Origin of the sequence: Streptomyces sp. TLI_185 (genome assembly GCF_003814765.1) — a bacterium.
Taxonomy (GTDB): Bacteria; Actinomycetota; Actinomycetes; order Streptomycetales; family Streptomycetaceae; genus Streptomyces.
Map to the genome: position 1 here is coordinate 4182652 of NZ_RKRB01000001.1, position 23461 is coordinate 4206112.

Below are 23461 nucleotides of genomic sequence, written 5' to 3' on the forward strand. Positions count from 1 at the left end.
TGAGAACACCCTTGGGAGTCACACGAAAAGAGGGCCTGAGCCTGGCCGACACGATAAACGCCGACCAGGAGGGTCAGGTTCCACGACGCGCCGATGCAAGGCCTTGCCGTGGCGATCCTCACAGCCTACGAAAAAGGCCTTGCAAGCACTTACGACGCTGCCGCAGCCTTCGCCGCTTCCCGCACCGCACCGGCCACCGCGCCCGCGACCTTGTCGTTGAAGACGCTCGGGATGATGTAGTTCGGGTTCAGCTCGTCCTCGGTCACCACGTCCGCGAGGGCGGTCGCGGCGGCCAGCATCATCTCGGTGTTGACCGTGCGGGACTGGGCGTCCAGCAGACCGCGGAAGACGCCCGGGAAGACCAGCACGTTGTTGATCTGGTTCGGGAAGTCGGAGCGGCCGGTGGCCACAACGGCCGCCGTCTGGCGGGCGATTGCCGGGTCCACCTCGGGGTCGGGGTTCGCGAGCGCGAAGACGATGGCGCCGTCGGCCATGGCGGCCACGTCGTCGCCGTCGAGGACGTTCGGGGCGGAGACGCCGATGAAGACGTCGGCGCCGCGCACGGCCTCCTTGAGGGTGCCGGTCAGGCCCTCGGGGTTGGTGTTGTCGGCGATCCAGCGCAGGGGCGAATCGGCCGCGGCCTCCCGAAGGTCCTCGCGGCCGGTGTGCACCACGCCGTGGATGTCGGCGACGACGGCGTTCTTGACGCCCGCGGCGAGCAGCAGCTTGAGAATGGCCGTACCGGCCGCGCCGGCGCCGGACATGACGACCCGGATGTTCTCAATTGCCTTGCCGGTGACGCGAAGTGCGTTCGTCAGGGCGGCGAGGACGACGATCGCGGTGCCGTGCTGGTCGTCGTGGAAGACGGGGATGTCGAGGGCCTCGCGCAGCCGCGCCTCGATCTCGAAGCAGCGGGGCGCCGAGATGTCCTCGAGGTTGATGCCGGCGAAGCCCGGGGCGATGGCCTTCACGATCTCGACGATCGCGTCGGTGTCCTGGGTGTCGAGGCAGAGCGGCCAGGCGTCGATGCCGGCGAACCGCTTGAAGAGGGCCGCCTTGCCCTCCATGACCGGGAGGGCGGCCTTCGGGCCGATGTTGCCGAGGCCCAGCACGGCCGAGCCGTCCGTCACGACCGCAACGGAGTTGCGCTTGATGGTGAGGCGGCGGGCGTCCTCGGGGTTCTCGGCGATCGCCATGCAGACGCGGGCCACGCCCGGCGTGTAGATCATGGAGAGGTCGTCACGGTTGCGGATGGGGTGCTTCGACGCCATCTCGATCTTGCCGCCGAGGTGCATCAGGAACGTACGGTCGGAGACCTTGCCGAGGGTGACGCCCTCGATGCCGCGCAGCTGCGTGACGATCTCGTCGGCGTGGGCGGTGGAGCTCGCCGCGATGGTGACGTCGATGCGGAGTTTCTCGTGGCCGGAGGCGGTCACGTCGAGGCCGGTCACCGAGCCTCCGTGGGACTCTACGGCCGTGGTGATCTGGGAGACCGCGGTTCCGCTCGCGGGCACCTCCAACCGGACCGTAATGGAGTAGGAGACGCTGGGCGCCGTTGCCATGGCCGACTTCCTCTGCTTTCACCGTGACGCTGGGTATGCCGTCCGATGGTCGCACCTACTGCCGAGTAGGCGTTAGCCGCTCCGGATTGCGATCGTTTTGTTCACAGCGAAGAGGCCCGCGTCACATAGTGACGCGGGCCTCTCGGACGTTCAGTGGCACCGACCCGCCATGCTCGCCTCGCGGCAAGTGGTCGCTCGTAGCGACGAAGGTTGGGCCCGGGGGCTTGGATCGGGCCGGTGCCACACCCAGGCTAACAAACAGATCCCGTAAGGCCATTCCCGTACCGAGAGTTCATCCGGTTCTTAACTTCGATGGAGCAGGGGCTAGTCCCGGAGCAGGTCGGGCACGGCGTTCGCGTCCGGCTCGTCCCGGTCGGACGAGACGATGGTCAGCTGCTGGGTCGCGCGGGTGAGGGCGACGTACAGCACGCGCAGGCCGGCCGGGGACTCGTCGGCGATCTCCGCGGGCGAGACGACGACCGTCGCGTCGTACTCCAGGCCCTTCGCCTCCAGACTGCCGAGGGCCACCACCCGGTCGCCGAGCCCGGCGAGCCAGCGGGCGGCCTCCTCGCGGCGCTGCATGGCGACGACGACGCCGACCGTGCCGTCGACGCGGTCGAGGAGACGGGCGGCCTCCTCGCGGACGGACTGCGCGAGGGAGTCCCGTACGACGGAGAAGCGGGGCTTCACGCCGGTCGACCGTACGGCCGACGGGGACTTGGCGCCCGGCATGGCGAGGGCCAGCACCTTGGAGGCGAGCTCGGCGATCTCGGCCGGGTTGCGGTAGTTGACGGTGAGCTCGAAGCGGCGGCGGGGGCGGGTGCCGAGGGCCTCGTCCCTGGCCTCGGCCGCCTCGTCGACGTCGGACCAGGAGGACTGGGCCGGGTCGCCGACGACCGTCCAGGTGGCGTGCCGGCCACGGCGGCCGACCATGCGCCACTGCATCGGCGTGAGGTCCTGGGCCTCGTCGACGATGACGTGGGCGTACTCGGTGCGCTCCTGGGCGAGTCGCTCGGCGCGCTCGCGCTGCGACTCCTCGCGCATCGGCATCAGCTCCTCCAGACCGGTGAGCTGGTCGAGCGGGTCCAGGTCGCGCTTCTTCCTCGGGCGGGCCGGGGTGCCGAGGATCGACTGGAGCTCGTCGAGCATGGCGATGTCGTGCACGGAGCAGCCGTCGCGTCTGAGTGAGCGGGCGACTTTGCGGACCTCGCCGGGGTTGAGGATCCGGCGGGCCCAGCGGCCGAGGCGGCGCTCGTCGGACATGGCGGCGAGGACGGCCCTGGGCGTGAGCTCGGGCCACCAGGCGTCCAGGAAGGTGAGGAAGACGTCCTCGCTCGACACGTCCTCGTCGAAGGAGGAGCGCAGTTCGGCCGCCAGCTCCGGATCGGTGTGCCGGCCCGCCGCGCCCGACTTCGCCCACAGGGCGTCGAGGAGCAGCTTGCGGGCGCGGGGGCGCAGCAGGTTCACGGGCGCGGTGCCGCTGAGCACGGCCTGGCGGATACGGCCCAGCTCGGCGGCCTCCAGTTCGAGACGGCGGCCGAAGGCGACCACGCGGAGACGGGTGGGCGGGCCGGTCGGAGCGTCGGCGGACCCGTCCGTGTCGTCCTCGCCGAAGGCGAGCTGACCGGAGGCGGAGGCTGCGCGTCCGGAATCGGCGGTCGAGCGGGCGCCGCCGCCCGACCCCAGCTCCAGTGCTCCGCGCGCCGCCTTCCGCAGAACCTTGAGCATGCGGTACGAGCCCTTGGCGCGGGCCGTGGACGGGGAGTCGTACAGCGTGGCCTCGGCGCCGTCGACGAGCGAGCCGATCGCACGGATGGCGACCTGGCCCTCCTCGCCGAGGGAGGGCAGGACACCCTCGGTGTAGGCGACGAGCAGGGGGGTCGGGGAGACGATCAGGATGCCGCCCGCGTACCGGCGCCGGTCCTGGTACAGGAGGTAGGCGGCGCGGTGGAGTGCCACGGCCGTCTTGCCCGTGCCCGGCCCGCCCTCGACATACGTCACCGAGGCGGCGGGGGCGCGGATGACCAGGTCCTGTTCGGCCTGGATGGAGGCGACGATGTCCCGCATGGTGTGGCTGCGGGCCTGGCCGAGGGCGGCCATCAGGGCGCCGTCGCCGATGACGGGCAGCTCGTCGCCGTCGAGGAAGGCCTTGAGCTCGGGGCGCATCAGGTCGTCCTCGACGCCGAGCACCTTGCGGCCCTTGGAGCGGATGACACGGCGACGCACGACCCGGCCGGGGTCGACGGGGGTGGAGCGGTAGAAGGGGGCGGCGGCGGGCGCCCGCCAGTCGATGACGAGCGGCGCGTACTCGGAGTCCAGGACACCGATCCGGCCGATGTGCAGGGTCTCGGCGATGTCGGCGGTGTCGTCGTCCCGCACGGCGCCCTCAGCGGGCTCCACAGCGGTGTAGGCGCCGTCGGGCCCCTTCTTGCCGTCCTTTCCGAGCAGCAGGTCGATCCTTCCGAAGAGGAAGTCCTCGAACTCGTTGTTGAGCCGGTTGAGATGGATTCCCGCCCGGAAGACCTGTGCGTCCCGCTCGGCGAGGGCGCCGGGCGTGCCGACCTGACCGCGCTTGGCCGCGTCGTTCATCAGGAACTCGGCCTCGTGGATCTTCTCCTCGAGACGCCGGTACACCCGGTCGAGGTGTTCCTGTTCGACGCTGATCTCTCGGTCGCGTACTGAGTCGTGATCCGAGCCGACGGCGGTTTCCTGTTGAGCCTGAGCGGCCACCGGGCCCCCTTCTGACGTGCATGGCAGCCGTCAACCGTACGCGAAGGGGACCCGGCAAAGCTACGTAAGCTGCGCGTCGATCTCTACGAGAACTACGCGTCGATCTCGACGAGCTTCTTGCCCTGGAAGGTCATGACCTCGAAGTGATCGATCTCATTGGGCTTGAAGGCCGCGCCACCCTGGGCATAGAGCGGTTCCTTCGCATCCTCGGTCTTGGCGTTCGGGATGCCGTAACCCCACTTCGGGACCGACCAGGAGGACATGGTCTCGCGCTCGCCGTTCTTGCCGACGGCGATGAGCGAGCACTTCAGCGGGCCCTTGACGTTGCTGAGCTCGACGACACCCCAGGTGCCCCAGTCCTTCTGCTCCATCGCCACGGTCGCCTTGACCTTGGTGGACGCGTCCGTGGCCGAGACCTTCTCGGAGATGGTGCCGAAGGCCGCCTTGGCTCCGGTGGCCGCCAGCGGTGTGGCGGTCGTACCCGAGTCGCCGCCGCCGTTGACGGCCATGACCGTGAGCGGACCGCCGATGATCAGCGCGGCCGCGGCCGCCACCAGGTAGAAGCCCTTGCGGCGCTTCTGCGCCCGGCGCTCTGAGACCTCGTCGACCAGCTTCTCCGCGAGCCGCGGGCTGGGCCTGGCGGACAGGGACTCCCCGATCGCGGGCGAACCGGTCCCCGGCAGGTCCGCGAGGGCGGCGAGCATCGGTTCCATCCCGGCCAGCTCGTCGAGCTGCTGGGCACACCACTCGCAGGTGGCGAGGTGCGCCTCGAAAGCGGTTGCCTCGGCGTCGTCGAGGATGCCGAGAGCGTAGGCGCCGACCGTTTCGTGCTCGCTCGGGCCCGGAGATCCCATCATGGAGCCAGACATACCCGAACCACCTGTACCGAATCCCTGGTTTCCCCCGTAAACACTCATCACGCCGTCACCCCCCGCTCCTCCAGTGCGAGCTTCATCGACCGCAGGGCATAGAACACCCGGGACCGCACGGTGCCACTGGGAATGCCCAGCGTCTCGGCGGCCTCGTTGACGGTACGCCCCTTGAAATACGTCTCGACGAGCACCTCCCGGTGGGCCGGGGTCAGGTCGTCCAGCGCGTCCGACAGCGTCATCAACCACAGCGCCTTGTCGATCTCGTCCTCCGCGGGGATGACCTCCAGCGGCGACGGATCGACCTCCTGCGGCCGGGCCTGCCGGCTGCGGTGGCCGTCGATGACGATGCGGCGCGCGACCGTCACCAGCCAGGGGCGTACAGATCCGGTCGCCCGATTGAGCTGACCGGCGTTCTTCCAGGCACGGATTAGCGTCTCCTGGACCACGTCCTCGGCGCGCTGCCGGTCTCCGGCGACCAGGCGCAGTACGTATGCAAGGAGAGGTCCGGCGTGCTCGCGATAGAGCGCACGCATCAGCTCCTCATCAGGTTCCGAGGGCTGGGACATGCGATGTCGGGCCCTCGATCCACGTTCATTGGCCACGACGGAATCCTTGCGCACGCCCACCTCCGATGTCCCGGGGTTCCCCCAGTCGGTCGCTCGTCCACGGGTACGGATGTGGGCCGCGTCATGTTCAAGGCGGGATGACAGTTTTCTTCTGGGTGACGTGACGAGGGGGACATGGGTGCACATTCCCACCTCGTGATCTTTACATTTCCGCCACATTGGCGAGATCGCAACCGCTGCCCATGTCACGGATGAGGTAAACGGTGTGTAATCGAAATCACTTCGACAGCCCGTTCACAGAAGCCGCATACCGGACGTCAGGCGCGCGCCAGAGCCGCCCGCCGACGGTGCCTGGCCACCCTTTCGCGGTTCCCACAGACCTCACTGGAGCACCAGCGCCTCCTGCGCCCCCGGGACGAATCCACGTAAACGATCGGGCAGTTGTCCCCTTCGCACTGCCGCAGACCGGCCCGCGCGACGGGGTCGGTGAGGAGCTCCACGGCATCCCGCGCGATCGCACCGAGCAGCGCCGCGCACTCGGGCGGACCGTCCAGCTCGCGCACGAGCGAGCCGTCCTCGCCCCGCACGGCGCGTGGGGCGGGAGGCGAGACCAGGGCCGTCTCGTTCACGCGGGCGAGCGCGATGTCGTACGACGGCCGGAGCACTGTCGGCGTAAGTCCTCCGTGCACCAACTGCCCGATCTGTCCGCGAAGTTCACGGAAGCCGACCAGCCACGACCGGTCGGCGTGGGTCAGCGGGGTGGTCTCGGGGACCAGTCCTGCCCCGGTGATCCAGGCGCACAGCACCTCGAGGGAGTCGAACCGTTCCTCGGGGTGGTTGGTGGCGAGGAGGTCGAGACAGATCCGACCGGCGTCGAACCGCAGCTCGTACGCGACCGTGGCCGTACCCAGTGCCATGTGCCTGTCACCGCCTGGCTCGGGAAGCTGAGGGCTGAAGCAACCGATCCCTCTTACAGTGCCTTCCCGCTCGCGCGGCCGGAACCCCTCGTACCGGCGGTGCAGGAGGTGGCGGGTGGACGCGCGCTTATGCGGCTGCGCTTCTCGGCGATGTTCCGGCCGTGCCGCCGTCCGTTGACTGGAGGGCATGACAACCCACAGCAGGAGCACGGGATTCGTACTGGGTGCGGCCACGGTCGCGATGGGCCTGATCGCCGGGGTCTACTACATCTTCGCGTGCTGCGTGATGCCGGCGCTGGCCCGCAGCGACGACCGGGTCTACGTCGAGGTCATGCGGAACATCAACGACGTGATCCAGAACCCGGTGTTCTTCCTCAGCTTCATGGGAGCGCTGCTGCTGACGGCGGTGTCCTCATGGCAACTGCGCGGGCAGCCGTACCGCTGGTGGGTGTGGGCGGCCCTGGCGGCCTACGCGCTCGGCTTCCTGACCACCATGGCCTTCAACATCCCGCTGAACAACGACCTGGCGTACATGACCGACCCGACGGCGGCGCGGGAGCATTTCGAGGATCCGTGGGTGGCGTGGAACGTCGTACGGGCGGTGCTGTCGACGGTGGCGCTCGCGTGTCTGGCGCGGGCGCTGGTTCAATACGGCCGGGTCACGAGCAGCACTTCTCAGCGCCGGTCGGAGCAAATCAGCCCGTCCGGCGTTTGAGGACGAGGCCGTTCAGGCCGATACGGGGGTCTGGGGGCGGAGCCCCCAGCACTACGCGTCCGAGTACTTGGCGTCAGCGGCGGGATCCAACGCCAGCCGATACCCCCGCTTCACCACCGTCTGGATCAACTTCGGCGCACCGAGAGCAGTCCGCAGCCGAGCCATCGCGGTCTCCACCGCATGCTCGTCGCGCCCGGCCCCGGGCAGCGCCCGCAACAACTCGGCCCGGGCCACCACCCACCCCGGCCGCCGCGACAGCGCCCGCAGCAGCGACATCCCGGCGGGCGGTACGGGCTTGAGGTCGCCGTCGACGAGGACCGCGTGGCCACGGATCTCCACCCGGTGCCCGGCGATGGGCAGGGAACGCGCCCGGTTCGGAAGCTCCTGGCAGAGCAACTGGACCAGGGGACCGAGCCGGAAGCGTTCGGGCTGGACCGTGTCGACGCCGTGGGCCTGCAGCGGCAGCGCGGTGACCGGGCCGACGCAGGCCGGCAGGACGTCGTGGTGGAGGGCGGCGAGCAGCTCGGGCAGCAGCCCGCGCTCCTCGGCCCGGTTGAGCAGCGACACGGCGGCGGGCGCGCTGGTGAAGGTGATCGCGTCCAGCCCCCGGGAGACGGCGGCATCCAGCAGCCGGTCCAACGGCGCCAGGTCCTCCGGCGGCATCCACCGGTACACCGGAACCCCGACGACCTCCCCTCCGGCGGCCCGCAGCGACTCCACGAAGCCCGGCAGCGGCTCACCGTGCAGCTGCACGGCAATACGGCGCCCGTCGACGCCCTGCTCCAGCAACCGGTCCAGCACCTCGGCCATGGACTCGCTCGACGGCGACCACTCCTCGGTCAGCCCGGCTGCCCGTATCGCGCCCTTGACCTTGGGCCCGCGCGCCAGCAGCTCGACGTGCCGCAGCCGGTCGAGGAGCGGTTCGCCGAGCCCCCACCCCTCGGCGGCCTCGACCCACCCCCGGAACCCGATGGCGGTCGTCGCCACCACCACGTCCGGCGCCTGGTCGATCAGGTCCTTCGTCGCCGCCAGCAGTTCGCTGTCGTCGGCGAGCTGCACGATGCGCAGGGCGGGTGCATGCAGGACGGCGGCTCCCCGTCGCTGCAGCAGCGCGCCCAGCTCGTCGGCCCTGCGGGCGGCGGTCACGCCCACGGTGAATCCGGCCAGGGGGCTCTGTTGGCCCCGGTCTGGTCGCTGCTGTTCGTCGTACATGGCTCTCGTCCCGAAGAGTCGTCGTACCTGCAGTACGGCAGTACTGCCTGCATGCCGATCGAGCCTGTCAACGGTGCATGACAGGCTCGGTTCGGCTTCATGTCGCTGGTGTTACGTCACACCTCGGCGTAGCTGAGCTGCGGCTTCGTCTCTGCGGCGGCCTCGGACTGCGTGGCCGCGGCCGGGCGACGAAGGTATACGACCCAGGTCACGGCGAAGCAGAGGGCGTAGAAGGCGAGGAAGGCGACGAACGCGCCGGTACCGGATCCGTAGGAGAGGAAGGACTGGCGGAAGGCGAGGTTGATGCCGACGCCGCCGAGTGCACCGACCGCACCGATGAGGCCCATCGAGGCACCGGAGAGCCGGCGTCCGTACTTGGCCGCTTCCTCACCCTCGAGGCCCTTGGCGAGGGCCTTCGTCTGGAAGATGCCGGGGATCATCTTGTACGTCGAGCCGTTTCCGAGCCCGGTGAGCACGAACAGCACCACGAAGGCGACGGTGAACAGGGCCAGCGACTTCTGCATGGAGGCGGCGATCAGAACCGCGGTCGCGACGCCCATGCCGACGTAGTTCCAGAGGGTGATCTTCGCGCCGCCGTAACGGTCGGCGAGCCAGCCGCCGACGGGACGGATCAGCGAGCCGAGCAGCGGGCCGATGAAGGTGACGTACGCGGCCTGCAGCGGCGTACGGCCGAACTGGTTCGTCAGCACCTGGCCGAAGGCGAAGCTGTAGCCGATGAACGAGCCGAAGGTGCCGATGTAGAGGAAGGACATGATCCAGGTGTGGGCGTCCTTCGCGGCGTCCTTGGCGGCACCGGTGTCGTTCTTCACGTTCTCGATGTTGTCCATGAAGAGCGCGGCGAGGACGGCGGCGACGACGATCAGCGGGATGTAGATCCCGAGCAGCACCCGCGGCCCGCCGCTGGCACCGATGACGGCCAGGGCGGCCAGCTGGATGACGGGCACGCCGATGTTGCCGCCACCGGCATTCAGACCCAGGGCCCACCCCTTCTTCCGCAGCGGGAAGAAGGCGTTGATGTTGGTCATGGAGGAGGCGAAGTTACCGCCGCCGACGCCGGCCAGCAGGCCGATCAGCAGGAAGGTGGAGAAGGACGTCCCCGGCTTCATCACCGCGAACGCGGCGACCGCCGGGACGAGCAGGAGGCTGGCCGAGATGATCGTCCAGTTCCGGCCGCCGAAGATGGCGACGGCGAAGGTGTAGGGGACGCGGACGACGGCGCCCACCAGCGTGACCATCGAGGTCAGCATGAACTTGTCGGCCGGGGTCAGGCCGTACTCGGGGCCCATGAAGAGCACCAGCACGGACCACAGGGTCCAGATCGAGAACCCGATGTGCTCGGAGAGGACGGAGAAGAGGAGGTTCCGCTTGGCGATCTTCTCTCCGGTCTCGTTCCAGAAGGTCTCGTCCTCGGGATCCCACTGCTGGATCCAGCGGCCTCCCCTGCTGGGTGCGGGGGCTGTGCTAGGGGCTGTCATGACGCCTCCACGGTGCTTCCGGGGCTCGGTCGTGCTCGGGGGCAGATGAGCGGTGATGAGTCCCGAAGGTAGGGAGGCGGCGTTTCCGGCCTGTGCCACTGGGTGACCGGAAGGGAACTTTGCTCTCACCCCGGGCGGACGGGGGATGAGAGGTAGTGCGTCGGTACGTTACGAACGGCTCCCGTCATGGGAGCGGCTCCCTGTGAAGGTGACGACCTCCAGGGGTGGCCTGCCCACCGCGTACGTCACCGACCGCGGCGGTCGACGGCGGTCAGGTCGATCTCGATGTCGAAGGGAGTGGAGACCTTGAGCCTGTCGTGGAAGATGCCGGTGAGGCCGTAGGACTTGGTGGTGTCAGTTGCGGGCTCGAATGGCGTCCGAATCGATGACTGGCACCCACCCATCGGCAGGCACCTTCAGCCACGCCTCCTCCACCGACAGTTCGGCCGCCGCGCGTCGAAGCGCGTCGAATCCGGGGTGTACCAGTCCCTTCCGCCACACAAGTGACACAGGTGACAAAGGCACAGGATCGATCAAGGGCCGCAGCACCGTTCGAGGCATGGCCGGAAAATCCACCACGGCGAGAATCGGGGTGCGCATCTTGGCCATGATCCGCTCGAACTCCTCCTCACCGACGGCCAGCGGAACGGGCGGCGCGATCTCGATGCCCCGCCCGTCGAACAGCCGGCGGGCGAGATCCGTCCACTCCGGCGTACGGGGATTCCCGGCCCCCGCGTACACCGTCTCCCCCGCCAGCGCGGCGAGCGGCACCGCGTCCAGCGCCGCCAGCCGGTGGTCCTCGGGCAGCACGACCGCCATCGGCTCGTAGCGCACGGGCTGGTGCCCGAGCCGGGCCCGCAGCACCGGATCCAGGCCTGCGAACCGGCCGAACGACACGTCGAGCCGCCCGGCGAGCAGCTCTTCCGCCGCGCCGGTCAGCCCGCTCTCGTAACGCGCCATCAGCTCGTGGTCGGGGGCGAGTTCGCGGGCCCGGTGCAGGACACGGCGCGCGGTGGCCGCGCCCCGGTAGTTGAGGTCGACCAGCAGGGGCCTGGCCTGCCCGAACGCGGCCAGCAGCTCATCCTGCGCCTGCAGCACCCGGCGGGCGTACGGCACCAGCAGCTCACCGTCGGCCGTGAGCGTCACCTGCCGGGTGCTGCGCACGAACAGCTCGGCCCCCAACTCCCGCTCCAGCCGCCGCACATCCCGGCTGAGCGCCTGCTGGGCGACGTAGAGCCGGGCGGCGGCGCGCGTGAAGTGCAGTTCCTCGGCGACGGCGAGGAAGGCACGCAGGAGGCGGGGGTCGAGATGGCTGGGCGCTGGCATCCGGCGAACCTACAGCAGGACTTACAACACAGGTGCGTGAATCGGCGCAGAGAAGGTGTTGGACCCCTTGATCACCTACGGGCGACCGTAGTGCCCATGCCGCAGCCGACTCCCCGCAAAGCCCCGCTGTTCACCGTCACCGCCGACACCCTCGTCGCCGTCGACTTCAACCGCCGTACCATCGACCGCCCTCCCGGGCCTCAGGGCCTGCCTTTCGGATCAGCTCGGCGTCGCGGGGCCTGGCACGCACATCTGCGGCGTTGTCGTCGGTTGCCGACGCTCCGCGTCGACGCCCTCCTCCGTCTTGCCGCTGCACGCACCAGACCCCGCTCGGGGCGGTGGGCAGACACCGTTTCGTGCAGCCGACCTGATCCGAAAGGCAGGCCCTACCGCCGCCTCTTCGCCACCCCCGGCGCCCGCGCCTTCACCCTCGGGAACCTGCTGGCCCGGCTCCCCATGGGCATGTTCAGCGTGAGCGCGGTCGTGATGATCGCCGGTGCGCGCGGCTCGTACGCCCTCGCCGGTGCCGTCACCGCGACCGGCCTCGCGACGACGGCCGTGGTGGCCCCGTGGACCGCGCGGCTCGTCGACCGGTACGGCCAGGCCCGGATCGCCGTACCCGCCACGGTGATCGCGGCCCTCGGTTCCCTCGCCCTCCTGCTCTGCGTGCACTTCGGCGCCCCCGCCTGGACCCTCTTCGCCTCCTACGCCGCCACCGCGACGACCCCGAACACCGGCGGCATGTCCCGCGCCCGCTGGGCCCACCTGCTGAAGGGCGACGAGGGCGCGCTGCACACCGCGAACTCCTTCGAACAGGCCGCAGACGAGCTCTGCTTCATGCTGGGCCCGGTGCTCGCGGCCTTCCTGTGCGGGACGTTCTTCCCGGAGGCGGGCACGCTGGTCGGGGCCGTGCTGCTGCTGACCGGCATGCTGCTGTTCGCCGCGCAGCGCTCGACCGAGCCGCCGGTGCAGAGGCAAGGTCACACCAGGTCCCCGTTCCGCGCGCCCGGAATGCCCCCGCTGCTCGCCGTCTGCCTGGCGATGGGCGCGGTGTTCGGCTCCATGGAGGTCGTCACGATCGCGTTCGCGGACGCACAGGGGCACCGTTCGGCGGCGGGCGTCGTGCTCGCGCTGCAGGCGGCCGGTTCGTGCGGTGCGGGGCTGCTGTACGGAGCCGTCAAACCGAGCGGTCCCGCGGGCGCCCGCCTGCCCTGGTGCATCGCAGCGATGACGACCCTGATGCCCCTCCCCCTCCTCGCCGCCTCCCTGACCGGCTCGCTCCTGCTCCTGGCGGCCGCCCTGCTGGTCACAGGCATGGCGACCGCCCCGACCATGGTCACCACCATGACGCTGGTGCAGCAGCGCACCCCCGAGGGCCGCCTCAATGAGGGCATGACCCTCGCGGTGACGGGCCTCCTCGGCGGAATCGCCTGCGGCTCCGCAACCGGCGGCTGGCTGGTGGACTACCTGTCCCCAACGGCGGGATTCGGAGTACCGGTGACGGCAGCGGCTGCGGCACTGATGATCGCGCTCGCAACCGCGCGCTAAAGGGGCGCGGGGAACTGCGCGAGCAACCACACACGGCCCGCAGCCGCGAGACAAGCGTCACCGCACATCCCGCGGAGCGCTCCGCAGATTTCCCGTCCGATCCATTGACGCGCCCACAGCCCACACATACCTTCACCCGTCGAAGCGCTTCGACGCCACGCATCGAATCGATTCGATGAATCGATCATCGGTGCGTGACGCCCCGAAACCCCATCCGGCTCTCCTGGAGGCACGGGATGTTGACGGCACGAAGGCGTGTGATGACGGTCACGGCCGCGCTCCTCGGCGGATCGCTGCTGGTGACGGCATGCGGCGGCTCGGACAGCGGGTCCTCCGACGCCAAGACACTCAAGCTCTGGCACTTCGAGGGCCCCGACAGTGCGATGGGCGTGGCCTGGAACGAGGCGATCAAGGAGTTCGAGGCGAAGCATCCGGGCGTCAAGGTGAAGTTCGAGGAGAAGGGCTTCGAACAGATCCAGAAGACGGCGCCCATGATCCTGAACTCCTCCGACGTGCCCGACGTCATGGAGTACAGCAAGGGCAACGCGACCGCGGGCACCCTCGCGAAGCAGGGCCTGCTGACCGATCTGACGGCCGAGGCGACCAAGCACGGCTGGGACAAGAAGCTCAGCGCGGGCGTCCGTACGACCAGCATGTACGACACGAACGGGGTCATGGGCTCCGGCAAGTGGTACGGCGTGCCCAACTACGCCGAGTACACGATGGTCTACTACAACAAGGACCTCTTCAAGAAGTACGGGATCACCGAGCCGAAGACGTTCGACGAACTGACCGCCGCCATGGACAAGTTCGTCGCGAAGGGCATCACCCCGCTGGCCAACGCGGGCGCCGAGTACATGGCCCAGCAGTACCTCTACCAGCTGGCCCTCTCCAAGGCCGACCGCTCCTGGGTCGACAAGTACCAGCTGTACAAGGGCAAGACCGACTTCCACGACCAGGCCTGGACGTACGGGGCCACAACCTTCGCCGACTGGGTGAAGAAGGGCTACATCAGCAAGAACTCCACCAGCACCAAATCCGAGGACGCGGGCGTGTCCTGGCTCCAGGGCAAGGCGCCGATCCTCTTCTCCGGCAGCTGGTGGTACGGCCGCTTCCAGCGGGAGGCCAAGTTCGACTGGGACACCACCCTGTGGCCCGGCTCGAATCTGACCCCGGGCTCCGGCGGGAACATCTGGGTGGTCCCCAAGAACGCCAAGAACAAGGACCTGGCCTACGACTTCATCGACATCACCATGTCGAAGAAGATCCAGAACCTGCTCGGCAACAAGGGCGGCGTTCCGGTCGCGGCCGACGCCTCCGCCATCACGGACCCGAAGTCCAAGCAGCTCATCGCCAACTTCAACACCCTCAGCGGGCGTGACAGCCTGGCCTTCTACCCGGACTGGCCGGTGAACGGCTTCTACGACGTCCTCATCTCCGAGACGCAGAAGCTGATGACGGGCAGCGCGAAACCGGACGCCTACCTCAGCGCTCTGCAGCAGGCGTACGACAAGGGCGCGCCGACGAAATGACGGTCACCGTCGAACGGGGTGCGCGGGCTGCCGGCAAGCACCCGGACGCCGGCCCGCGCCGCCCCCGTACCCGCGACTCGTACGCCCTGTTCCTGCTCCCCGGCATCCTGGCCTTCACGGCGATCATCGTCGTCCCGTTCCTGATGAACACGGGCGTGAGCTTCACGGAGTGGCAGGGCATCGGCAGCCCCAAGTGGACCGGGCTCGCCAACTACCGCGAGCTGATGGACGACTCGGAGTTCTGGGCGTCGTTCCGGCACAGCCTGTTCATGGTCGTCGCCATGGCCGCCGTACCGACGATGATCGGCCTCGTTCTGGCGGCCGCGCTGTTCGACTACATCGGCAAGCACTTCGGATCCCGGTGGGCCGCGGTGCTGCGCGCCTGCTTCTACCTCCCGCAGGTGCTGCCGATCGCGGTGGCCGGCATCGTCTGGAGCTGGATCCTCGCCCCCGACAACGGCTCCCTGAACGAGCTGCTGAAGGCAGTGGGGCTGGGCTCCTGGCAGCAGGACTGGCTCGGTGACCCCGACATCGCGCTGTACAGCGTGATGGGCGTGATGGTCTGGGTGCAGATCGGCTTCCCGCTGGTGGTGTTCATGGCGGGCCTGCAGCGCGTCGACCCGCAGCTGTACGAGGCCGCCGAGCTGGACGGCGCGGGCTGGTGGCGCCGCTTCTGGCACATCACGCTGCCGCAGATCCGGCCGGAGATCTACGTCGTCCTGACCTGGTGCACGATCGCCGCGCTCAAGGTGTTCGGCGCGGTGTACGTGCTGACCAAGGGCGGCCCCGGCGGCGCGACCGACGTCCCGTCGTACTTCTCCTTCTCCACCTTCTTCGAGAAGACCCAGGTCGGCTACGGCGCCGCGATCTCCACGGTCCTCACGGTGATCATCCTGGCGCTCTCCCTCGTCCTCCTGAAACTCCAGACCCGCGACGAGGAAGGGGACCGCACATGACGACCGCCCTGCGCCGCTACCCGGTGCTGATCGCCCTGTGCATCGCCGCCCTGTTCATGGTGGTCCCGTTCCTGATCGTCGCGGTCAACGCGTTCAAGTCGCCGGCCGAGTACTCCCAGAACGGTCCGCTCAGCCTCCCCGAGGGCCTCTATCTGGACGGCCTCAAGAGCTTCTGGGAACGCGTCGACTTCGGCCAGAAGCTGGTCAACTCGGTGCTGATCAGCGGCTCGGTGGCCGTGCTCGCGGTGATCCTCTCCGTCCTCAACGCGTACGCCATCGGGATCGGCCGGATCAAGGGCCGCACCTGGGTCCTGGCGTTCTTCGTCCTCGCCAACATGCTGCCGCAGGAAGCGCTGGTCTATCCGGTCTACTACCTGAGCAAGCAGGTCGGCCTGTACGACACCAGGCTGAGCGTGATCATCGTCTTCACGGTGATCCAGGCCGCCTTCGGCACGTATCTGCTCTCGTCGGTCCTGGGCCAGTTCCCCCGAGAGATCATCGAGGCGGCCCGCATCGACGGTGCGAACAAGTGGCAGGTGCTGTGGCGGATCGTCGTCCCGGTCAGCCGGCCGACGATCGGCGTGCTCCTGGTCTTCTTCTTCATCTGGACCTGGAACGAGTTCCTGCTCCCCCTGGTCATGCTGATCTCCAACGACAACCAGACGGTGTCGGTGGCCCTCGGCGTCCTCCAGGGCCAGCGCCTGATGGACGCCACGATGACCAATGCGGCGGCCCTGCTGGGCGTCCTCCCGGCGATCGTGTTCTTCCTCGTCTTCCAACGGACCCTCACCCGCGGCATCGCCGTCGGTGCTGTGAAGTAAGGAACCCCCCACGTGAAGTTCACCGATGGTTACTGGCTGCTGCGCGAGGGCGTCACCGCGGCCCACCCCGTCGAGGTCCTCGACGTCACCGCCACGGACGGCACGCTGGAGATCCACGCGCCGACCCAGCCGATCCGCCACCGCGGCGACCTGCTGAAGGGACCGGTCGTGACGATCAGCGCGCACACCCCGATGCCCGACGTCATCGGCCTCACCTTCACCCACTTCGAGGGCGAGCAGCCGCGGGGCCCCGAATTCGACCTTTCCGAGCAGGAGTTCGCCCCGCACGTCTCCTACGACGACGAACACGCGACCCTCACCTCCGGCGCCCTGTCAGTGCGGGTGGCCCGCACCGGCTCCTGGCACGTCGACTTCCTCGCGGACGGCCGCATCCTCACCTCCAGCGGCCCCAAGAGCATGGGCATCCTGCGCAACGCGGAGGGGAAGCACTACCTGCGGGAGCAGCTGGGCCTCGGGGTCGGCCACTCCGTCTACGGCCTCGGCGAACGCTTCGGCCCGCTGGTCAAGAACGGCCAGGTCGTCGACATCTGGAACGCCGACGGCGGCACGGCCACCGAACAGGCCTACAAGAACGTCCCGTTCTATCTGACGGACGCGGGCTACGGCGTCTTCGTCGACCACCCGGGCAAGGTGTCCTTCGAGGTCGGCTCGGAGGCGGTGTCCCGGGTCCAGTTCAGCGCGGAGACCCAGGAGTTGACGTACTACGTCATCTACGGGCCCAGCCCCAAGGACATCCTCCGCAAGTACACGGCCCTCACCGGCCGGCCGGCCCTGCCGCCGGCCTGGTCGTTCGGCCTGTGGCTGTCGACGTCCTTCACGACCTCGTACGACGAGGAGACGGTGACGTCCTTCATCGAGGGCATGCGGGAGCGTGAACTCCCGCTCTCCGTCTTCCACTTCGACTGCTTCTGGATGCGCGAGTTCAACTGGTGCGACTTCCAGTGGGACCCGCGGGTCTTCCCCGACCCGGAGGGCATGCTCGCCCGGCTCAAGGCGCGCGGGCTGCACGTCTGCGTCTGGATCAACCCGTACATCGCCCAGCGCTCGCCCCTGTTCGCGGAGGGCAAGGCGCTCGGTCATCTGCTGAAGCGGCCCGACGGCAGCGTCTGGCAGTGGGACATGTGGCAGCCGGGCATGGCGCTGGTCGACTTCACCAGCCCGGCCGCCCGCGACTGGTACGCCTCGAAGCTGGAGGCACTGCTCGCGCAGGGCGTCGACTGCTTCAAGACCGACTTCGGCGAGCGGGTGCCCGTCGACGTGGCGTGGTCCGACGGCTCCGACCCGGAGCGGATGCACAACTACTACACGTACCTCTACAACCGCACCGTCTTCGACGTGCTGCGCAAGCACCGCGGCGAGGGCGAGGCCGTGCTCTTCGCACGTTCGGCGACGGCCGGCAGCCAGAAGTTCCCGGTGCACTGGGGCGGCGACTGCGAGGCGACGTACGAGTCGATGGCGGAGTCGCTCAGGGGCGGGCTCTCCCTCGGGCTGTCCGGCTTCGGCTACTGGAGCCATGACATCGGCGGCTTCGAGGGGACCCCGACACCCGCACTGTTCAAGCGGTGGCTGGCCTTCGGACTGCTGTCCTCCCACAGCCGGCTGCACGGCAGCTCCTCCTACCGCGTGCCCTGGCTGTTCGACGAGGAATCCGTTGACGTGCTGCGCCAGTTCACCCGGCTGAAGCTGCAGCTCATGCCGTATCTGTACGAGGCCGCGCGCACCGCGCACACCGAAGGCGTGCCGATGATGCGGGCGATGGTGCTGGAGTTCCCGGACGATCCGGGGTGCGCGCATCTGGAGCGGCAGTACATGCTGGGGCCGGATCTGCTGGTCGCGCCGGTGTTCGGCGACGAGGGGGATGTGTCCTACTACGTGCCCGAGGGCACCTGGACGCACTTCCTGAGCGGGCAGACGGTGACCGGACCGCGCTGGGTGCGCGAGCGGCACGGCTTCCTGAGCGTGCCCCTGCTGGTACGGCCGGGTGCGGTGATCCCGGTGGGCGCGGTGGCCGACCGGCCCGACTACGACCATGCCGACGGGGTCACCCTGCGGGCCTACGGCCTGGAACGGGGCGCGCGGGTGACGGTGCCGGTGGGGGCCGTGACCTTCACCGTCGTACGCGAAGGGGACACGCTGCGGGCCTCGTGCAGTGAGCCGGTGGCGGAGTGGGGTCTGGCCGCCGGGGAGCGGACGGCGCGGGCGCGGGCGGGTACCGGATTCCTCTCCCTGGAGCTGGGCTGATGGTGAAGATCACCGATGTGGCGCGGCACGCCGGGGTCTCCCCCAGCACCGTCTCCTACGCGCTCAGCGGCAAGCGTCCGATCTCCGAGGAGACCCGGCAGCGGGTCGAGGAGGCCATCCGCGAGCTGGGCTACCGGCCGCATGCGGGCGCCCGCGCCCTGGCCAGCAGCAGGTCGAACGTCCTGGCACTGGTGATCCCCTTACGGGCCGGCATCCACGTCCCGGTGGTGATGCAGTTCGCGGTGTCGGTGGTGACGACGGCCCGCAAGCACGACCACGACGTACTGCTGCTGACGCAGGAGGAGGGCGAGGACGGGCTGCGGCGGGTGGCGGACACGGCGCTGGTGGATGCGCTGATCGTGATGGACGTCCAGCTCCGTGAGCCGCGGCTGCCGTTGCTGCGCTCGCTGGAACGGCCGTCCGTGCTGATCGGTTTCCCGGCCGACTCCGAGGGCCTGACCTGCATCGACCTCGACTTCAAGGCGGCCGGTGAGGCATGCGTGGAGCATCTGGCGCGGCTCGGGCACCGGGTGGTGGCGCTGGTCGGGTCGCCGCCGGAGGTGTACGTACGGCAGACCGCGTTCGCCCAGCGGGTGGTGCAGGGCTTCACGGCCGCCGCCGACCGCAGCGGGTTGTCCTCCTCCGTGCACCCCTGCGAGGCCTCGCCCGCGGCCGCCCGTCTGGTGGCCGAACAACTCCTGCGCGAACACCCGGCGTTGACGGGAGTGGTCGTCCACAACGAGCCGCTCCTCGAACCGCTCATCGTGGCCTTCGAGCGGCTCGGCCTGCGCGTCCCCGGCGACCTCTCCGTCACCGCCATCTGCCCCGACGAACTCGCCGAGTCCGTCCGCGTACCGGTCACCTCCGTCGCCCTGCCGTCCGCCGAGGTGGGCGAGCGGGCGGTGGAGCTCCTGATGAAGAAGCTGGGCGGCAGCGCCGTACCCGAGGCGACCCTGCTGCCGCCGCGGCTGACGGAGCGGGCGAGCACCGCGCCGCGCAACGCCTGACCAACCCCTTTGTGCAAGGCCCTACTCGAAGGAGCCGTGACATGAAAGGCAAGCGCAGAAAGCAGAGAACCACGCTGCTGGCGGCCCTGACCCTGATCGCGGGTCTGGGCGCCACCGTCCCCGCCCACGCCGGCGACCCCGCCTACCCCTTCCGCGACCCGGGTCTCCCGGTGGACGCCCGCGTCTCCGACCTCCTCTCCCGCCTCACCCTCGACGAGAAGATCTCCCTCCTCCACCAGTACGAGCCTGCCATCCCGCGCCTCGGCATCCAGTCCTTCCGCACCGGCACCGAGGCCCTGCACGGCGTGGCCTGGCTCGGCAGGACGACCGTGTTTCCGCAGGCCGTCGGCCTTGCCTCCACCTGGGACCCGTCCCTGCTCCGCCAGGTCGGTTCGGCGGTCGGCGACGAGGCACGCGGCTTCCAGCAGCAGCGCCCGGCCGGCTGGGGCCTGAACCTGTGGGCCCCCGTGGTCAACCTGCTGCGCGACCCGCGCTGGGGCCGCAACGAGGAGGGCTACTCCGAGGACCCGTATCTGACCGGCGCGATCTCCACGGCGTACGGCACGGGCCTGACGGGAGGCGACCCGGACCACCTCAAGACGGCCCCGACAGCGAAGCACTTCCTCGCCAACAACAACGAGGTGCACCGCGACACCACGAGCTCCGAACTGCGCCCGCGCGTACTGAAGGAGTACGACGAGCAGGCCTTCAGGCCCGCGATCGAGGCGGACGCGGCGACGGGCGTGATGACCTCGTACAACCTGGTCAACGGCCGCCCGAACACGGTGAATCCGGCCCTCGACGACACCGTCCGCAGCTGGACCTCGAAGGACCTGCTGAACGTGACGGACGCCGCGGCGCCCGGGAACCTGGTCGGCAGCCAGGCCTACTACGGCACCCAGACCGAGGCCGACGCGGCAGCGCTCAAGGCGGGCGTCGACAGCTTCACCGACAACGACGCGAACTCCGGCCCCACGACCACGGCGGTCAAGTCGGCTCTGTCCACAGGCCTGTTGAAGGAGTCGGACGTCGACAAGGCCGCGGGGCATGTGCTGAGCATCCGCGTCCGCCTCGGCGAGTTCGACCCCGGCGGCGGCAAGTACGGCTCCATCGACGCCTCCGTCATCGACAGCCCCGCCCACCGCGCCCTGGCCCGCAAGGCGGCCACCGAGTCGGCGGTCCTGCTGAAGAACGACGGTGCGCTGCCCCTGAAGAAGACGGGCAGTGCCGCCGTCGTCGGCCCGCTCGCCGACGCCCTCTACACCGACTGGTACTCCGGCACCCTCCCCTACGCCGTCACCCCGAAGGACGGCGTCGAGTCGAAGCTCGGCACCCCGGTCGCAAGCAGCGAGGGCGTGGACCGGATCGCGCTGAAGGACACGGCGACCGGCAAGTACGTGACGGCGGGCACGGGCGAGGCGGGCGCACCCCTGAAGGAGACGGTGGATTCCGGTACGGGCGCACAGTTCGACGTCTTCGACTGGGGCTCCGGCATCGTGACCCTGCGCTCCGCGGCGAACGGCAAGTACGTCGGCTACAACTGGTCGAACTTCGTCAACGACCAGGCACAGCCCAACGGTTGGTTCGTACAGCAGCAGTTCAAGCTGGAGCACCAGGACGACGGCACGTACCTGCTCCGCTACGCCGGCTACGAGACCTCCGAGTCCTGGTGGTCGAACCCGGTCTACCTGGGCCCGACCGGCACGGACGGCACCCTCGGCCTGGTCGCCAAGGACCAAGCGGGCCACTACACCAAGGACGTGGTCCGCAGCGGTGTCGACGAGGCGGTCGCCGCGGTCAAGGGCAAGGACCAGGCCGTCGTGGTGGTCGGCTCGGACCCCTCCATCAACGGCCGCGAGGCCCACGACCGCACTGACCTGGCCCTGGCACCGGCACAGGAGGCCCTGGTCAAGGCGGTGCGTGCGGCCAACCCGCACACGGTCGTGATCGTCGAGAACAGCTACCCGACCACGCTGGGGTCGTTGCAGAAGGAGGTCCCCGCGCTGCTGTGGACCACCCACGCGGGCCAGGAGACGGGCAACGCCCTCGCCGACCTCCTCTACGGCGACGCGAACCCGTCGGGCCGCCTCACCCAGACCTGGTACCGGTCGGACTCGGACCTCCCGTCGATCCTCGACTACGACATCATCAAGTCGGACCGCACGTACCAGTACTTCAAGGGGCAGGCGCTCTATCCCTTCGGCTACGGCCTCTCGTACACGACGTACGCGTACTCCGGTCTGCAGCGGGTGCGCGACGGCTACGAGGTGAAGGTCACCAACACCGGCAGCCGGGCGGGCGCGGAGGTCGTCCAGCTCTACACCCACCATCGCACCTCCCGCGACAAACAGCCGCTCAAGCAGCTCAAGTCCTTCCAGCGGGTGTCGCTGAAGCCGGGTGAGACGAGGACGGTCCGGCTGAAGGTACGGCCGTCGGACCTGGCGCACTGGGACGTCACCCGCTCCAAGTGGGTGGTGGAAAGCGGCACTTACGACGTCCTGGTGGGCTCGTCGTCCTCCGACATCCGTGCCCGGACGGCCTGGCAGATGAAGGGCGAGACGATCCCGCCCCGCAACCTCTCGAAGACCACCCGCGCCGAGAACTTCGACGACTACTCCGCCGTCCACCTCGTCGACGAGTCCAAGGCGAGCGGTACGGCAGTGTCGGCGGCCTCCGACGAGGCGTGGCTGAAGTTCGCGGACACCCAACTGGCGGCAGGCGCAGGCGAGTTCAGCGCACGCGTCGCCGGTACGTCGTCCGGGACGGTGGAGGTGCGCCTCGGCTCACCGACCGGCACCGTCGTCGGCACCGCGCACTTCGCGGGCACGTCGTCGCCGTACGACTACGCGACGGTGACCGCGAAGCTGTCGGGCGCGGCGAAGGGCCGTACGGACGTCTACCTGGTCCTGAGCAAGGGCGTACGCCTGTCGACGTTCACCCTGCGCTGAGGCCCCAGGCGAGCCCGAGCCGGTAGGCGGCGCACAGGTTCACATCGAGGAGGTAGGCCCCGGCGGCACCGCACTGCGCGGTGCCGCTGCCGGGGTCGACAGGTTGCCCGTGCCCCATGCCGGTGATGCTGTACGTCTCGACGGCGGTGTTCCCTGCCGGGTCCCGGAAGATCTGGTGGGGATAACCGGCGACGGTGTCGCCGACGTCCGCCGTCTGGTCGGCGCCGTGCACATCGGTCCACTGCTTCATCAGGTCGGTCATGTTGACGGGCTTGACGGTGTAGTCGGCCGTTCCCTGGAAGACGGTGAGCGCGGGCCAGGGGCCGCCGTACCCGGGCCGGGCGGCACGCACCCGGTCGCCCCACTGCTTCGCCGTCTGCGTGGCACCGACGTACATGCACACATACGGCGATCCGGCGGCCTGCGCGCATCCGTACGGCAGCCCGGCGACGATCCCGCCCGCGGCGAACTTCTCCGGGTAGTCCGCCATCATCACGGCGGTCATGCCACCGCCGGCGGACAGCCCGGTGACGTACACGCGCGAGGTGTCGCCGCCGACGTCGGCGAGCTGCCGGTCCACCATCTGCGCGACGCTCGCGGCCTCGCCCTGCCCCCGCTCGATGTCCCCGCTCTGGAACCAGTCGAAGCAGTTCGAGGCGTTGTTGGCACTCTGCTGCTGCGGCAGCACGACGGAGAACCCCCACCGGTCGGCGAGCTGGAGCCAACCGCTGCCGGTGCCGTAGCCGGACGCGTCCTGCGTGCACCCGTGCAGGGCGACGACGACGGGGCGCCCGGCGGGCAGCCCGTCGGGGACGTACCGGAACATGCGCAGGGCGCCGGGGTTGGTGCCGAAGCCGGTGACTTCCTGAAGGGAGGCGGCGGATGCTCTGCCCGGGGTGAGGAAGGCGGCGATCAGAGCGACCAGGAGGGTCGCGAGGACGGTGAGGTGACGTGCGGCTCTGGTCTGGGTCATGGGGACGGACCGTAGAAG

At 69.4% G+C, this 23461-nt stretch carries 17 protein-coding genes; 8 read left to right on the forward strand and 9 right to left on the reverse strand.

Going from position 1 to position 23461, the window contains the following annotated elements; all coding sequences use genetic code 11:
* Positions 1-149: 149 nt before the first annotated feature.
* From EDD92_RS19145 to EDD92_RS19165, 5 genes are all read right to left on the reverse strand, one after another.
* Entirely contained in the window at positions 150-1562 is a 1413-nt protein-coding gene (locus EDD92_RS19145) for an NAD-dependent malic enzyme (protein WP_099929218.1), read from the reverse strand.
* 324 nt (positions 1563-1886) lie between these two features.
* Positions 1887-4292: a UvrD-helicase domain-containing protein gene (locus EDD92_RS19150; RefSeq protein ID WP_185124062.1), complete on the reverse strand. Its 2406-nt coding sequence runs from the start codon at positions 4290-4292 to the stop codon at positions 1887-1889.
* Between the two features lie 92 nt (positions 4293-4384).
* A complete protein-coding gene (locus EDD92_RS19155) occupies positions 4385-5149 on the reverse strand; it encodes an anti-sigma factor (protein WP_185124063.1) in 765 nt (254 codons plus the stop codon).
* A gap of 59 nt (positions 5150-5208) precedes the next feature.
* Positions 5209-5730, reverse strand: a complete 522-nt coding sequence (locus EDD92_RS19160; protein ID WP_010039908.1) for a sigma-70 family RNA polymerase sigma factor — start codon at positions 5728-5730, stop codon at positions 5209-5211.
* Positions 5731-6047: 317 nt separating this feature from the next.
* Complete coding sequence (locus tag EDD92_RS19165; RefSeq protein ID WP_123965459.1) at positions 6048-6647, reverse strand: ABATE domain-containing protein; 600 nt, start codon at positions 6645-6647, stop codon at positions 6048-6050.
* Between the two features lie 187 nt (positions 6648-6834).
* Between EDD92_RS19165 and EDD92_RS19170 the strand changes: the two genes are divergently transcribed.
* Positions 6835-7362, forward strand: a complete 528-nt coding sequence (locus tag EDD92_RS19170; RefSeq protein WP_123965460.1) for a DUF1772 domain-containing protein — start codon at positions 6835-6837, stop codon at positions 7360-7362.
* Positions 7363-7413: 51 nt separating this feature from the next.
* Here the strand turns inward: EDD92_RS19170 and EDD92_RS19175 are convergent, their stop codons facing one another.
* The 3 genes from EDD92_RS19175 to EDD92_RS19190 form a co-directional block, all read right to left on the reverse strand.
* On the reverse strand, positions 7414-8574 hold the full coding sequence (locus EDD92_RS19175) for a uroporphyrinogen-III synthase (RefSeq protein WP_123965461.1): 1161 nt from the start codon (positions 8572-8574) through the stop codon (positions 7414-7416).
* 116 nt (positions 8575-8690) lie between these two features.
* Positions 8691-10070, reverse strand: coding sequence for a NarK/NasA family nitrate transporter (locus tag EDD92_RS19180; RefSeq protein ID WP_123965462.1), 1380 nt, complete (start codon positions 10068-10070; stop codon positions 8691-8693).
* 354 nt (positions 10071-10424) lie between these two features.
* Positions 10425-11396 (reverse strand): LysR family transcriptional regulator, encoded by a 972-nt coding sequence (locus EDD92_RS19190; RefSeq protein WP_123965463.1) that lies wholly within the window; start codon positions 11394-11396, stop codon positions 10425-10427.
* Positions 11397-11492: 96 nt separating this feature from the next.
* Here EDD92_RS19190 and EDD92_RS19200 point away from each other — a divergent pair, with 96 nt between their 5' ends.
* The 7 genes from EDD92_RS19200 (at position 11493) to EDD92_RS19230 (ending at position 22470) form a co-directional block, all read left to right on the forward strand.
* The gene (locus tag EDD92_RS19200) at positions 11493-12944 is read left to right on the forward strand and encodes an MFS transporter (protein WP_260326613.1); all 1452 of its coding nucleotides are present in this window, start codon (positions 11493-11495) and stop codon (positions 12942-12944) included.
* A 236-nt stretch (positions 12945-13180) separates the two neighbouring features.
* Positions 13181-14476, forward strand: coding sequence for an ABC transporter substrate-binding protein (locus tag EDD92_RS19205; RefSeq protein ID WP_123965464.1), 1296 nt, complete (start codon positions 13181-13183; stop codon positions 14474-14476).
* Complete coding sequence (locus EDD92_RS19210; RefSeq protein ID WP_123965465.1) at positions 14473-15432, forward strand: carbohydrate ABC transporter permease; 960 nt, start codon at positions 14473-14475, stop codon at positions 15430-15432. The genes EDD92_RS19205 and EDD92_RS19210 overlap by 4 nt, the downstream gene beginning before the upstream one ends.
* Positions 15429-16253: a carbohydrate ABC transporter permease gene (locus tag EDD92_RS19215; RefSeq protein ID WP_123965466.1), complete on the forward strand. Its 825-nt coding sequence runs from the start codon at positions 15429-15431 to the stop codon at positions 16251-16253. Before EDD92_RS19210 ends, EDD92_RS19215 begins: the two co-directional genes overlap by 4 nt.
* 12 nt (positions 16254-16265) lie before the next feature.
* Positions 16266-18515, forward strand: a complete 2250-nt coding sequence (gene yicI, locus EDD92_RS19220; RefSeq protein WP_123965467.1) for an alpha-xylosidase — start codon at positions 16266-16268, stop codon at positions 18513-18515.
* Complete coding sequence (locus tag EDD92_RS19225) at positions 18515-19522, forward strand: LacI family DNA-binding transcriptional regulator (protein WP_123965468.1); 1008 nt, start codon at positions 18515-18517, stop codon at positions 19520-19522. Before yicI ends, EDD92_RS19225 begins: the two co-directional genes overlap by 1 nt.
* Positions 19523-19563: 41 nt before the next feature.
* Positions 19564-22470 carry a glycoside hydrolase family 3 protein gene (locus tag EDD92_RS19230; protein WP_123965469.1) on the forward strand — a complete coding sequence of 969 codons (2907 nt, stop codon included), beginning with the start codon at positions 19564-19566 and terminating at the stop codon, positions 22468-22470.
* Here the strand turns inward: EDD92_RS19230 and EDD92_RS19235 are convergent.
* Entirely contained in the window at positions 22457-23443 is a 987-nt protein-coding gene (locus tag EDD92_RS19235; protein WP_123965470.1) for a PHB depolymerase family esterase, read from the reverse strand. The genes EDD92_RS19230 and EDD92_RS19235 overlap by 14 nt on opposite strands.
* Between the last annotated feature and the right edge of the window lie 18 nt (positions 23444-23461).

Excerpts from the sequence above, each read along its gene's own strand:
- EDD92_RS19145 (WP_099929218.1), bottom strand. The coding sequence starts at position 1,562 with ATGGCAACGGCGCCCAGCGTCTCCTACTCCATTACGGTCCGGTTGGAG.
- EDD92_RS19155 (WP_185124063.1), bottom strand. The coding sequence starts at position 5,149 with ATGATGGGATCTCCGGGCCCGAGCGAGCACGAAACGGTCGGCGCCTAC.
- EDD92_RS19160 (WP_010039908.1), bottom strand. The coding sequence starts at position 5,730 with ATGTCCCAGCCCTCGGAACCTGATGAGGAGCTGATGCGTGCGCTCTAT.
- EDD92_RS19165 (WP_123965459.1), bottom strand. The coding sequence starts at position 6,647 with ATGGCACTGGGTACGGCCACGGTCGCGTACGAGCTGCGGTTCGACGCC.
- EDD92_RS19170 (WP_123965460.1), top strand. The coding sequence starts at position 6,835 with ATGACAACCCACAGCAGGAGCACGGGATTCGTACTGGGTGCGGCCACG.
- EDD92_RS19175 (WP_123965461.1), bottom strand. The coding sequence starts at position 8,574 with ATGTACGACGAACAGCAGCGACCAGACCGGGGCCAACAGAGCCCCCTG.
- EDD92_RS19180 (WP_123965462.1), bottom strand. The coding sequence starts at position 10,070 with ATGACAGCCCCTAGCACAGCCCCCGCACCCAGCAGGGGAGGCCGCTGG.
- EDD92_RS19190 (WP_123965463.1), bottom strand. The coding sequence starts at position 11,396 with ATGCCAGCGCCCAGCCATCTCGACCCCCGCCTCCTGCGTGCCTTCCTC.
- EDD92_RS19200 (WP_260326613.1), top strand. The coding sequence starts at position 11,493 with ATGCCGCAGCCGACTCCCCGCAAAGCCCCGCTGTTCACCGTCACCGCC.
- EDD92_RS19205 (WP_123965464.1), top strand. The coding sequence starts at position 13,181 with ATGTTGACGGCACGAAGGCGTGTGATGACGGTCACGGCCGCGCTCCTC.
- EDD92_RS19210 (WP_123965465.1), top strand. The coding sequence starts at position 14,473 with ATGACGGTCACCGTCGAACGGGGTGCGCGGGCTGCCGGCAAGCACCCG.
- EDD92_RS19215 (WP_123965466.1), top strand. The coding sequence starts at position 15,429 with ATGACGACCGCCCTGCGCCGCTACCCGGTGCTGATCGCCCTGTGCATC.
- EDD92_RS19225 (WP_123965468.1), top strand. The coding sequence starts at position 18,515 with ATGGTGAAGATCACCGATGTGGCGCGGCACGCCGGGGTCTCCCCCAGC.
- EDD92_RS19230 (WP_123965469.1), top strand. The coding sequence starts at position 19,564 with ATGAAAGGCAAGCGCAGAAAGCAGAGAACCACGCTGCTGGCGGCCCTG.
- EDD92_RS19235 (WP_123965470.1), bottom strand. The coding sequence starts at position 23,443 with ATGACCCAGACCAGAGCCGCACGTCACCTCACCGTCCTCGCGACCCTC.